Annotated in this window: 11 protein-coding genes; 6 read left to right on the top strand and 5 right to left on the bottom strand. The window is 72.1% G+C overall.

Annotated features, from left to right (window positions below):
• Positions 1-2: 2 nt before the first annotated feature.
• Positions 3-440 carry a DUF2690 domain-containing protein gene (locus ABD207_RS32125; RefSeq protein ID WP_425580714.1) on the bottom strand — a complete coding sequence of 146 codons (438 nt, stop codon included), beginning with the start codon at positions 438-440 and terminating at the stop codon, positions 3-5.
• Between the two features lie 441 nt (positions 441-881).
• On the opposite strand from ABD207_RS32125, the gene ABD207_RS13840 reads away from it, so the two are divergent.
• The 3 genes from ABD207_RS13840 to ABD207_RS13830 all read left to right on the top strand — a co-directional run bounded on the left by ABD207_RS13840 (position 882) and on the right by ABD207_RS13830 (position 2,710).
• On the top strand, positions 882-1,373 hold the full coding sequence (locus ABD207_RS13840; RefSeq protein ID WP_344012900.1) for a helix-turn-helix domain-containing protein: 492 nt from the start codon (positions 882-884) through the stop codon (positions 1,371-1,373).
• A 79-nt stretch (positions 1,374-1,452) separates the two neighbouring features.
• On the top strand, positions 1,453-2,142 hold the full coding sequence (locus tag ABD207_RS13835; protein ID WP_344012898.1) for a hypothetical protein: 690 nt from the start codon (positions 1,453-1,455) through the stop codon (positions 2,140-2,142).
• A 238-nt stretch (positions 2,143-2,380) separates the two neighbouring features.
• Positions 2,381-2,710 (top strand): DUF2516 family protein, encoded by a 330-nt coding sequence (locus ABD207_RS13830; RefSeq protein WP_206317782.1) that lies wholly within the window; start codon positions 2,381-2,383, stop codon positions 2,708-2,710.
• A 177-nt stretch (positions 2,711-2,887) separates the two neighbouring features.
• Here ABD207_RS13830 and ABD207_RS13825 read toward each other — a convergent pair whose 3' ends face one another.
• From ABD207_RS13825 to ABD207_RS13815, 3 genes are all read right to left on the bottom strand, one after another.
• A complete protein-coding gene (locus ABD207_RS13825) occupies positions 2,888-4,297 on the bottom strand; it encodes a PP2C family protein-serine/threonine phosphatase (RefSeq protein WP_344012896.1) in 1,410 nt (469 codons plus the stop codon).
• Between the two features lie 331 nt (positions 4,298-4,628).
• Positions 4,629-5,738 carry a C40 family peptidase gene (locus ABD207_RS13820; protein WP_344012894.1) on the bottom strand — a complete coding sequence of 370 codons (1,110 nt, stop codon included), beginning with the start codon at positions 5,736-5,738 and terminating at the stop codon, positions 4,629-4,631.
• An 826-nt stretch (positions 5,739-6,564) separates the two neighbouring features.
• Positions 6,565-7,356 (bottom strand): class I SAM-dependent methyltransferase, encoded by a 792-nt coding sequence (locus ABD207_RS13815; RefSeq protein ID WP_344012893.1) that lies wholly within the window; start codon positions 7,354-7,356, stop codon positions 6,565-6,567.
• Between the two features lie 296 nt (positions 7,357-7,652).
• Between ABD207_RS13815 and mshA the strand changes: the two genes are divergently transcribed.
• Both mshA and ABD207_RS13805 read left to right on the top strand, forming a co-directional pair.
• Positions 7,653-8,990 carry a D-inositol-3-phosphate glycosyltransferase gene (mshA, locus tag ABD207_RS13810; protein ID WP_344012891.1) on the top strand — a complete coding sequence of 446 codons (1,338 nt, stop codon included), beginning with the start codon at positions 7,653-7,655 and terminating at the stop codon, positions 8,988-8,990.
• Complete coding sequence (locus tag ABD207_RS13805) at positions 8,983-9,552, top strand: type III secretion system chaperone family protein (RefSeq protein WP_344012889.1); 570 nt, start codon at positions 8,983-8,985, stop codon at positions 9,550-9,552. The genes mshA and ABD207_RS13805 overlap by 8 nt, the downstream gene beginning before the upstream one ends.
• Before the next feature lie 39 nt (positions 9,553-9,591).
• On the opposite strand, the gene ABD207_RS13800 is transcribed toward ABD207_RS13805, so the two are convergent.
• On the bottom strand, positions 9,592-10,479 hold the full coding sequence (locus ABD207_RS13800) for a helix-turn-helix domain-containing protein (RefSeq protein ID WP_344012887.1): 888 nt from the start codon (positions 10,477-10,479) through the stop codon (positions 9,592-9,594).
• Between the two features lie 50 nt (positions 10,480-10,529).
• Between ABD207_RS13800 and ABD207_RS13795 the strand changes: the two genes are divergently transcribed.
• Positions 10,530-10,946: a DUF2000 family protein gene (locus tag ABD207_RS13795; protein WP_344012885.1), complete on the top strand. Its 417-nt coding sequence runs from the start codon at positions 10,530-10,532 to the stop codon at positions 10,944-10,946.
• The last annotated feature ends 21 nt before the right edge of the window (positions 10,947-10,967 follow it).

Raw genomic sequence — 10,967 nt, 5'->3', positions numbered from 1 at the left:
CGCTACCCAACACCACCAACGCGACCACTGATTGATCGGCTACACCACGAGAAGGGACATGACCCTCGGTAGGCGTTGCTCGACCCGACCATCCGTGTGTACGCGGCGTAGGAGGGTGAGGCGTTCGCTGTGTACGACTTCCCGCGCCGGATCTCGATCTTGAACCGCCAGTTGCTGTTGGCCTTCTGGATGCGCGCCCATGCGGCACTGCACCGGGACGAGTTCCGCAATTCCACCTCTGGCCCACCGCCCGCCGGCTGCACCCGGTCGATGACCCTGGCGCCGGAGCCGCACCCCTCGCTCTGGGGGTTCTTCCCCGTGCAGGAGGAACCCCTGCATGAGGTCGGCGCAGCGGCTGCTGCGGGCAGGGCGGGAGCGAGCAGTAGCGCTGAAGCGAGAACTGCGGTGAGGGAGGAGAGAGCTGAGCGGCGAACGGCCATGCAGGATCCCTTCGGCATACAGGAAATAATGCGCATATTGCGCTTCATCTAATAACCGCCCGGGTGGAGCGTCCACAACGGCGGCACAGACAAACCACTCCTCGGAGTGATGCGAGGGCCATGGCGGGCGTGGAGTTGGCCTCCAGCCGGTCCGGGCGTGCATGTAGCGCTCGCGTCGCGTCCCAGTGTCCGACCCCAGCTGTTTGATCGCCTCGATCGCGAAGCTGTTGGGTGTCGCAGCCTTTCCTCGCGTGCACGTCGTTGCCATGAGGTCAGAACCACCGGAAATCGCTCAGCTTGCCGTCAGATGTCGCGGGAACCGCTCACCTTCACTGGGAACGGACAGTCGCTGTCCGGCGTCACGACCCCCGCCCGACCGGATAGCGCACTCTTGCAAGCAGGGTGCTTGCAAAAGTTAGCGATGCGCGGCAAGGTGGAGGCATGGCATCGCTCAACGTCGGCAATCTCGGTGAGTACCTGCGCGAGCAGCGGCGCAATGCGCAGCTGTCGCTGCGGCAGCTCGCCGATGCCGCCGGCGTGTCCAATCCGTATCTGAGCCAGATCGAGCGCGGGCTGCGCAAGCCGAGCGCGGAGGTGCTGCAGCAGGTCGCCAAGGCGCTGCGGATCTCCGCCGAGACGCTGTACGTCCGCGCCGGGATCCTGGACGCCGAGCGGGACCGGGACGAGGTCGAGACACGCGCCGTGATCCTCGCCGACCCGAGCCTGACCGAGCGTCAGAAGCAGGTGCTCCTGCAGATCTACGAGTCGTTCCGCAAGGAGAACGGCTTCGGGGACTCCGGGGCCGGTGAGGTGACGGAGACGGCGGCGGAGCTTCTCGAGGAGGGTGATTCCTCCACCAGCGGGGGCGGCACGTCCGCCGAACGCCGCGATGGCGGCGACAGCGACAGCAATCCGCAGCAGACGGCCGGCTGAGCCGGTCCAGGGCACCGGCCGCCCGCCGCGGATCACCACGAACCCTCAGCCGAAAACGATATCCGGGAGGACCATCACCATGGCCATCACCGACGACCTGCGCAAGACCTTCAGCGACCCGAAGCCGCTCTACTTCGCCGCCGGCACCGCCGACCTGGCTCTGCAGCAGGCCAAGAAGGTGCCGGCCCTGGTGGAGCAGCTGCGCACCGAGGCCCCGGCCCGGCTCGAGGCCGTGCGCAAGACCGACCCGAAGGTGGTCCAGGAGAAGGCGACCACCCGGGTGAAGGAGACCCAGGAGACCCTCCAGGCCAAGATCCAGGAGATTCTGGGCTCCCTCGACACCGACCTGAAGAAGCTCGGTGAGACCGCCCAGGACCTCGCCCTGCGCGGCGTGGGCGTGGCCGCCGAGTACGCGGTGAAGGCGCGCGAGACCTACGAGAAGGTCGCCGAGCACGGCGAGCAGGCCGTGAAGACCTGGCGCGGCGAGGCCGCGGAGAACATCGAGGACATCGCCGTGGCCGTCGAGCCCAAGGCGGAGCCGAAGACCGAGGCCAAGCCCGAGGTCAAGGAAGAGGCGAAGCCGGAGGCAAAGCCCGAGGTCAAGGAAGAGGCGAAGCCGGAGGCAAAGGCCGAGGTGAAGGGCGAGGCGAAGGCCGAGGCCAAGCCTGCCGCGGCCGAGGTCAACGGGGACGCGAAGAAGCCGGCGGCCAAGAAGGCCCCGGCGCGCAAGACCACGGCCGCGAAGAAGCCCACTCCGCCGGCCAAGTGACGATCACGGGTCCATGACGACAACCGGTTCGTGACGACGACGGGCTCATGACGACGACCGGGCCCACGGCGACGACGGGCTCATGACGACAAACCTGCCCATGGCGACAACGGGCTCATGACGGCGACGGGCCGGGCACTCTTGCGGTGCCCGGCCCGTTCTCCGGGTAGCCGGCCGGCGCTTGCGGGTACGGTGACCGAGTAAGGACGAGCGGACTCGGGTGGTGGATGTTGTGCTGATGCAGGGCTTCGCGGGGTTGATGTGGCTGCTGAGCATGGCCCTGATCGTTTTCAGCGGCTTCGCGCTGATCGACGCGGCCACTCGGCGTGAGGACGCCTACCGGGCGGCCGACAAGCAGACCAAGCCGTTCTGGCTGATCATCCTCGGGCTCGCCTTCGTGGTGAACCTGATCTTCCCCATCCTGTCGCTTCTGCCGATCATCGGCCTGATCGCGATCATCGTCTACATGGTCGACGTGCGTCCGGCCCTCCGCGGCCTGCCCGGCGGCGGCCGCAGGACCAGGGGCTCCAGCAGCGACGGCCCCTACGGGCCCTACAACGGCCGCTGACCGCAGCCGCGGCGGTCCACCAGAAGGGGACGCGCCGCTCCAGGGGAACACCAGGCTTCAGGAGGTCTCCGCCACCCGGCTTCAGGAGGTCTCCGCCACCCGGCTCCAGGGGGTGTCCGCCACCCGGCTCCAGGGGGTGTCCGCCACCCGACCTCAGAGGGCGCCCGCCACCAGGCCTCAGGGCGTGTCCGCCCGGTCCAGCAGCAGCACCGCCACGTCATCGGTCAGCTCGCCCCCGTTGAGCTCCCTGACCTCGTTCACCGCGGCCTGCAGCAGCTGCTCGCCGCGCAGGCCGGAGGCGATCTGCCGGCGCACCATCTCGACCATGCCGTCCTGGCCGAGCCGCTCCCCGCTGTCGCCGACGCGGCCCTCGATCAGCCCGTCGGTGTAGAGCATCAGGCTCCACTCGGAGCCCAGCTCCACCTGCATCCGCGGCCAGCGGGCGCCCGGCAGCAGTCCGAGGGCGGGGCCGTTGTTGTCGTAGGGGAGCAGCTGCGCGGGGAGGCCCGGCCGGGCCAGCAGCGGGGAGGGGTGGCCGGCCAGGCACAGGCCGGCCCGGCGCCCGTCCGGCTCGATGTCCACCGTGCACAGGGTCGCGAAGATCTCGTCGTTCGTCCGCTCGTGCTCCAGCACCTGCTGCAGCGTTCCCAGCAGCTCGTCGCCGCACAGGCCGGCGAGCGTCAGCGCCCGCCAGGCGATCCGCAGCTCCACGCCGAGGGCGGCCTCGTCGGGGCCGTGCCCGCAGACGTCACCGATCATGGCGTGCACGGTGCCGTCCGAGGTGCGCACCACGTCGTAGAAGTCGCCGCCGAGCAGGGCGCGGGAGCGGCCGGGGCGGTAGCGCGCGGCGAAGCGCAGCGAGGAGCCCTCCAGCAGCGGCGTCGGCAGCAGACCGCGTTCCAGGCGGCGGTTCTCCTGCGCGCGCACCCGGCCCTCGGCCAGCCGCCGCTCCGCGGAGTCGGAGCGCTTGCGCTCCACCGCGTAGCGGATGGCGCGGCTGAGCAGCCGGCCGTCCAGCTCGTCGCGGAAGAGGTAGTCCTGGGCGCCGACGCGCACCGCCTCCGCGCCGCGTTCCGCGTCGCCGGACGCGGTCAGCGCCAGCACGGCGTGCCGGGGCGCGAGCTGCAGCACGTGCTTGAGCACGGCGAGCTCGTCGTGGTCGTCCGCGTCACCGCTGCCGTCGGCGGCGGTGTCCGTGTTCCTGGTCCGGCCGGGTGCGGGCAGCGCGAGGTCCAGCAGGATGCAGTGGACGTCGTCGGTCAGCAGCCGCTCGGCCTCGGTGAGGTTGCGGGCGGTGCGGACCCGGATCGGCTTGCCGGCCTGGTCGAGCAGGTCCGGCACGATCGGGGACCCTGCCGGGTCGTCCTCGATCAGCAGCAGTGTGAGGTTGGTGTGGGCGGTCGTCTCGGCCCTCCCCGGCGCGGTCCTGGCCTGGTCCGTGATGCTCTCGGCCGGGCCTGCCGTGCGCGGGGCGCCTGCCTGGGCCTCCACGGAGACCTGGGTGGTTCCGGCGTTGTGGGAAGCGGCGTGCGCCTGACCGCCTTCCGCGGCCGGGATCGCTCTCTGCCGCGGTACGGGTACGGGCATTGTTCCGGATTCCTTCCCTCCCCCCGAGGGCATGGCGGGGGCGAGGGATCGCGGCCCTTCCCCGGGGCGTACGCCGCGACTGCGTGTCGTACGGGCCAGGGGATGCCCCTTCGAACGGGGACCATAGCGGGTGTCACCACCGCAACGGAATGGTGTGAGGCACGCCGCCTGGCCACCGGCCATTGTCATATGCCGCGTTTGCTACCGCAGTTGGACAGGCCGGAGGCGCCCGGGGGATGACGAACGTCACGTCCCCGCCCGGTTTGGGAGCGTGATCGTCGTGCACTGCGTCACGTGGCCCATGTCACCAGGGCGTTGGGCGGTCGGGCGGTCAGTCGGCGTCCGGCCGGACCACGCCGAGGATCGGCATCGAGCCGGCCCCGGCGAGCGTCACCGTCCGCCCCGGACGCGGAGCGTGGACAATCGTCCCGTTCCCGACATACATCCCCACATGGCTCGCGTCGTCGAAGTAGATGATGAGGTCGCCGGGCCGCATCTGACGGATGTCCACGCGCTCGAGCTGCTTCCACTGCTCCTGCGAGGTGCGGGGGATGCCCCGCCCCGCCGACAGCCAGGCCTGTGAGGTGAGTCCGGAGCAGTCGTAGGCCTTCGGGCCCTCGGCGCCCCATTTGTAGGGCTTGCCGATCTGGGCGGTGGCGTAGGCGACGGCCTTCTTGCCCTGCGCGGTGGCCTCGCCCTTGATGTCGTCCAGGATGCCGGAGCTCAGCCAGGAGCTCTGGGCCCGCTCGGCGGCCTGCTCCTCGAGCCGGGCCAGGCGTTCGCGCTCCTCCTTCTCCAGAGTGGATTCGAGCTTCTCCGCCGCGGCGATCTGCTTCTCGATCTTCTTCTGTGCCTTGGCCTTGGCCTTGCGGCCCGCCTCCAGTTTGCGCCAGCGCGCCTGGGCGTCCTCGGCGTACCGCTCCAAGTCCTCCTGGGTGCGGGTCATTTCGCCGAGCAGGCCCTTGGCGGCGTGCTGGCCCTGGCGCACCCGGTCGGTGCCCTCGAGGAACTCCTGCGGATCGTCGCTCAGCATCAGATGCGCCTCGGGCGGCAGTCCGCCGCCGCGGTACTGGGCGGCCGCGGCCGCGCCCGCGCGCTTCTTCAGCTCCTCGAGCTTCTCCTCGCCCTTGACGATCTTCTTGGCCAGCCGGACGATCTCGGCGTTCTGCTTCTTCGCCTTCTCCTCGGCGGCGTTGTACTCCTCGGTGGCGCGGGCCGCGGCGCGGTAGAGGCGGGCGAGCTTCTTGCGCACGGCCTCGAGTTCGGCGTTGGTGACCGGGGTGTCCGCCGATGCGCTCGCCGACGCGCTCGCGGACGGGCTCGCCGACGCGCTCGGGGACGGGCCGGGGTCCGCGAACGCCGTGCCCGGTGCCGCCAGTACGGTGATCGCGCAGACCACGCCGATCGCTGCGGTGAGCAGGCTGCCCTTGCCCGTCCTCATGACCTCAGTCCCCCAAACTGATTAACCGTCAGTAACCTCTGGTCGCCGGGGGGATGCTGCCACGGGGATGCGTGCCGCGTACAGAGGACGCCCTGACCGGACCTGCGCTCCGGACCTGCACTCCGGACCTGCACACCGGACCTGCTCTCCGGTTCTGCTGTCCGTACCTGCCCGTCTGTTCGCCTGTCCCACACCCGTGAGCGGTGATCGCCCCGCGGGTGTGACGAACGACTCACAGAGATCGTTCCCGCCATTCACCCACAGGTGTGCGGCGCTTGCTGCCGATGGGTGTCACCGGTGGGTGCGGGACGCCCGCGGACGGGCTGGTCCCTATCGCGGGACCGGTGCGACCGCGGCGCGGGTGACGGGCGGCGCGCCGTGCGCCTGGTGGGCCGGCCCAGGCGGCCGGGAGAGAAAGCGGGCGAAACGGTCCAGGCGGACCGGTCAGCAAGGCGCCCCAAACGGCCTGGGCGGGCCAGGCGGCCGGTCGGGCCCCGCAGCAAGGGATCCGGGCGGCCCCTGAGCGGACCAGGCGGATCGTGCGGCCGGGCAGACCAGGCGGGCGTGCAGCAAGGTGAGCCAGGGCGGCCAGGGACGCCAGGCGAACCGGACGGCCAGGCGGCCGGTCGGGCCCCGAAGACGGCGGGTCGGGCGGGCCACGCGGCCCGGCGAGCAAGTCGAGCCGAACGGTCCAGGCGGCCCAGGCGGCCCAGGCGCGCGGAGTCTCACCCCCACGGCGCCCGACGCGCGCGCACCCTCACGCCCGTGCAGCGTTCGCGCACCCTCACCCGTGCAGCGTTCGCGCACCCTCACACCCGCCAAGCATTCACGCGCGCGGCGCCAGCGCCTCCCAGCGCACCGTCACCTCGCCCTGTCGCCACCGGACCGGCCGGTCCGTGACCGGCCAGTCGGTCGAGAGGGCGTGCACGGCACGGATCCAGCGCTGGCGGGCGCCGTAGGAGGCGTAGGGCGCGGCGGCGGCCCAGGCGCGGTCGAAGTCGCGCAGGAAGGCGTGCACCGGCTCGCCCGGGACGTTGCGGTGGATGAGCGCCTTCGGCAGGCGTTCCGCCAGGTCGGAGGGGCGGTCGAGGGAGGCGAGCCGGGTTGCGAAGGTGACCGTGCGCGGTCCCTCCGGGCCGAGGGCGACCCACACGTGCCGGCGCCCGATCTCGTCGCAGGTCCCCTCGACGAGCAGCCCGCCGCGGGAGCCCGTCGCCGGATCGGCGGGCGCCAGGCGGGCGCACAGGCGCTGCCACACGCCGGCCACCTCGGACTCGTCGTACTGGCGCAGCACGTTCGCCGCCCGGACCAGCACCGGCCGCCCGGAGACCGGGATCTCGAAGCCGCCGTGCCGGAAGCGCAGCCCCTCGCGCTCGTACGGCAGGGCGGCCGTGACCCGGGCCGGTTCGATCTCCACGCCCACCACACGGGTGCGGGGGGCCGCCCCGCGCAGCCGGTGCAGCAGCTCGACCGCCGTCCAGGGGGCCGCGCCGTAGCCGAGGTCGACGGCGACCGGATCGGCGACGCGGCGCAGCTCGGCGCCGTGCGTGGCCACGATCCAGCGGTCCATGCGGCGCAGCCGGTTGGGGTTGGTGGTCCCCCGCGTCACATTCCCCACGACGGGGGCCCTCCCGCGCGACCGGAGCCGGGCGTGGGGGAGGGGAAGGGCGCGGGCTGTCATACGTACGAGGGTATGGGGGTACGCGGACCGGGCGGAGCGCCCCCCGCCTTCTCTCCCCGCCCGGCGCTACGCACCCCGATCTCGAACGGTTGAGCGATGACCGGTAATGATTCGGCAAAGAAGCGTTCCGTGGTGGCTGCACGGAAATGGGACGGTGCCCTTCCGCTGTTCACCCACCGGAGGAGCCGTACCCCCTCCGCAGCCAGGCCTGCCCGCAGCGAGGAGGAACGCCCGTGAGCCAGTACATCGCCAGGCTCGGCAGGCGTTCCCCCACCGCCCACCCCCGGCTGCGCCTGCACCGCAGGCCGCGCCGGGTGGCGATGCTCTCGGTGCACACCTCACCGCTGCACCAGCCCGGTACCGGCGACGCCGGCGGCATGAACGTCTACATCGTGGAACTCGCACAGCGCCTCGCCGCCATCAACATCGAGGTCGAGATCTTCACCCGCGCCACCGCCGCCGCCCTCCCGCCCACCGTGGAACTCGCCCCCGGCGTCCTCGTCCGGCACGTCGACGCCGGCCCCTACGAGGGGCTCGCCAAGGAGGACCTGCCCGCCCAGCTGTGCGCCTTCACCCACGGCGTCATGCAGGCCTGGGCCGGCCACCGCCCCGGCCACTACGACCTGGTCCACTCCCACTACTGGCTCTCCGGCCACGTCGGCTGGCTCGCCGCCCAGCGCTGGGGCGTGCCCCTGGTGCACGCCATGCACACCATGGCCAAGGTCAAGAACGCCAACCTGGCCGACGGCGACACCCCCGAGCCCGCCGCCCGCGTCATCGGCGAGACCCAGATCGTCGCCGCCGCCGACCGGCTGATCGCCAACACCGACGAGGAGGCCGGCGAACTCGTCCACCACTACGGCGCCGACCCCGCCAAGGTCGCCGTCGTCCACCCCGGCGTGAACCTCGCCCGCTTCCGCCCCGCCGACGGCCGCGCCGCCGCCCGCGCCCGCCTCGGCCTGCCCCAGGACGCGCTGATCCCGCTCTTCGCGGGCCGCATCCAGCCCCTCAAGGCCCCCGACGTGCTGCTCCGCGCGGTCGCCGTGCTGCTCGCCGAGCGCCCCGGACTGCGCTCCCGGCTGTGCGTGCCCGTGGTCGGCGGCCCCAGCGGCAGCGGCCTCGCCAAGCCGGAAGGGCTGCAGAAGCTGGCCGCCCGCCTGGGCATCGCCGACGTGGTGCGCTTCCACCCGCCGGTCGGCCAGGACCAGCTCGCGGACTGGTTCCGCGCCGCCTCCGTGCTGGTCATGCCCTCCTACAGCGAGTCCTTCGGCCTGGTCGCCATAGAGGCCCAGGCCACCGGAACACCGGTGCTCGCCGCCGCCGTCGGCGGCCTGCCGGTCGCCGTGCGGGACGGAGAGACCGGCTTCCTGATCCAGGGCCACGACCCGGCCGCCTACGCCCGCGTCCTGCGCCGGTTCGCCGACGACCCCCAGCTGTCCTCCCGCATGGGCGCCGCGGCCGCCCGGCACGCCCAGTCCTTCGGCTGGGACAGGGCCGCCGCCACCACCGCCGACGTGTACACGGCCGCGACCCACGCGCACCGCCGTCACGTACGCTCGCACCATGGCTGACGATCAGAAGGACGATCAGAAGGACGCTCAGAAGGACGACCAGAGAGCGGCGCAGGTGATCGAGGCGGCCCTGAAGGACGCCGGCCTCGCATGGGAGAGCACGGCTCCCGGCTCCTTCGTGGTGACCCTCCCCGGCACCCGCAAGCTGTCCACGACGGTCTCCCTCATCGTCGGACGCCACTCGCTGTCGCTGAACGCCTTCGTCATCCGCCACCCCGACGAGAACGAGTCCGGCGTCCACCGCTGGCTCCTTGAGCGCAACCTCAAGCTCTACGGCGTCAGTTACGCCGTGGACCCGATGGGCGACGTGTACGTCACCGCCAGGCTGCCGCTGGCCGCGGTCACCGCCGAGGAGATCGACCGCCTGCTCGGCCAGGTCCTGGAGGCGGCCGACGGCGCCTTCAACACCCTGCTGGAGCTGGGCTTCGCCACCGCCATCCGCAAGGAGTACGAGTGGCGGGTCTCCCGCGGCGAGCCGACCCGCAACCTGGAGGCCTTCGCCCACCTCACCCGGCGCTCGGACGCCGCCGGCCCCGAGGGTGCCACGGCCTCCGAGGACTAGCCTCCCCCGCGAACTCCCGAGGAATGGCCTCCCCGGGGACTAGCGCCCCCGCGGGCGATAACGCCCCGGAGTGACCCCCACCAGCCTGCGGAAGTGCCGGGTGAGATGCGCCTGGTCGTAGAAACCGGCCGCCACCGCCACCTCGCCCGGTGAGCCGCCCTCCAGCAGCAGCCGCCGGGCCAGCCCGACCCGCCGGGACATCAGGTACTGGTGCGGGGCGATGCCGTACGCCCCGCTGAACGCCCGCACCAGATGCGCGGGATGGGCCGACAGCCGCCGGGCGGCCTCGTCGAGGGTCAGCCCCTCCACCACCTGCGCGTCGAGCAACTCCCGCAGCCGGCGCGCCAGCACCGGATCCCGCCGGAGCGTTGGCATGTCCGGCCGCGAACGCAGATGCGCGCGCAGCCGCTCCCCGATCAGAGTCAGCCGGCTCTCCGCCTCCAACTCGTCGCCCGGGTGCACCAGCGCGGCATGCACCTGCGCCACCCGCTGCCGCAGCAGCGGATCCCGCACCTCGGGCCGGTCCACCGCAGCCCCGATCAGCCGGTCGTCCAGCAGGCTGCCGTCTCCGCCGTCCAGATACAGCACCCGCTTGCGGAAGCCGTCCGCCGTGGCCGGGGCGCCGTTGTGCGGAACGTGCGGCGGCAACAGCGTCACCGTGTCGTGCGGGGTGCCGTGCTCGTGCCGGTCCAGGTCGTACCGCACGGCGCCGTCGTCGACGATCAGCAGCGTCCAGGCGTCGTGCACATGCATCGGATAGGCGTACTCGGTGAAGCGGGCGTGGAACACCTCGACGACACCGGGCACGCGGGGCCGCCAGGCGGACACCTGCTGCTGCCGCCGGGCAGCCGCCGCTCCGCGCGCCGCCTGCTCGCTGGGCTGGAGGGCTGGCTGCTCGCTGGGCTGGGGGGCTGTCTGCGCGCCCATGCAAAGAACGTACAAGACCGCCGCGCCGGGCGCCGGGCACGCTCGACGCCATGAGCACGCGCTTCGACACCAAGATCGCCGTACTGCTGCGCGAGGACCTGGAGACCTGGCAGCGCCTCAACGTCACCGCCTTCCTGGTCAGCGGCCTCGGCACCCAGCTCCCCGAGGTGATCGGCGAACCCTACGAGGACGCGGACGGCGTCCCCTACCTGCCGATGTTCCGCCAGCCGGTGCTGGTCTTCGAGGGCACCAAGGAGACCCTCACGGCGGCCCACGCCAAGGCCCTCTCCCGCGCCCTGCCCCGCGCGGTCTTCACCGGCGACCTCTTCAGCACGGGCAACGACACGGACAACCGCGCGGCGGTGAAGGCGGTGCGGACGCAGGACCTGGACCTTGTGGGCCTCGCGGTGTACGGACCGAGGAACGCGGTGGACAAGGTGCTGAAGGGGGCACGGATGCACCCGTGAGCTGCCCCTGAAACCTGCCAC

Origin of the sequence: Streptomyces thermospinosisporus (genome assembly GCF_039526425.1) — a bacterium.
In the GTDB taxonomy this organism is placed as follows: Bacteria; Actinomycetota; Actinomycetes; order Streptomycetales; family Streptomycetaceae; genus Streptomyces; species Streptomyces thermocarboxydovorans.
Note: the sequence above shows the minus strand (reverse complement) of the source record. Positions and strands in the feature narration are given on the sequence as shown.

Coding starts and splice junctions, on each gene's coding strand:
- ABD207_RS32125 (WP_425580714.1), bottom strand. CDS start 440: ATGGCCGTTCGCCGCTCAGCTCTCTCCTCCCTCACCGCAGTTCTCGCT.
- ABD207_RS13840 (WP_344012900.1), top strand. CDS start 882: ATGGCATCGCTCAACGTCGGCAATCTCGGTGAGTACCTGCGCGAGCAG.
- ABD207_RS13835 (WP_344012898.1), top strand. CDS start 1,453: ATGGCCATCACCGACGACCTGCGCAAGACCTTCAGCGACCCGAAGCCG.
- ABD207_RS13830 (WP_206317782.1), top strand. CDS start 2,381: ATGCAGGGCTTCGCGGGGTTGATGTGGCTGCTGAGCATGGCCCTGATC.
- ABD207_RS13825 (WP_344012896.1), bottom strand. CDS start 4,297: ATGCCCGTACCCGTACCGCGGCAGAGAGCGATCCCGGCCGCGGAAGGC.
- ABD207_RS13820 (WP_344012894.1), bottom strand. CDS start 5,738: ATGAGGACGGGCAAGGGCAGCCTGCTCACCGCAGCGATCGGCGTGGTC.
- ABD207_RS13805 (WP_344012889.1), top strand. CDS start 8,983: ATGGCTGACGATCAGAAGGACGATCAGAAGGACGCTCAGAAGGACGAC.
- ABD207_RS13800 (WP_344012887.1), bottom strand. CDS start 10,479: ATGGGCGCGCAGACAGCCCCCCAGCCCAGCGAGCAGCCAGCCCTCCAG.
- ABD207_RS13795 (WP_344012885.1), top strand. CDS start 10,530: ATGAGCACGCGCTTCGACACCAAGATCGCCGTACTGCTGCGCGAGGAC.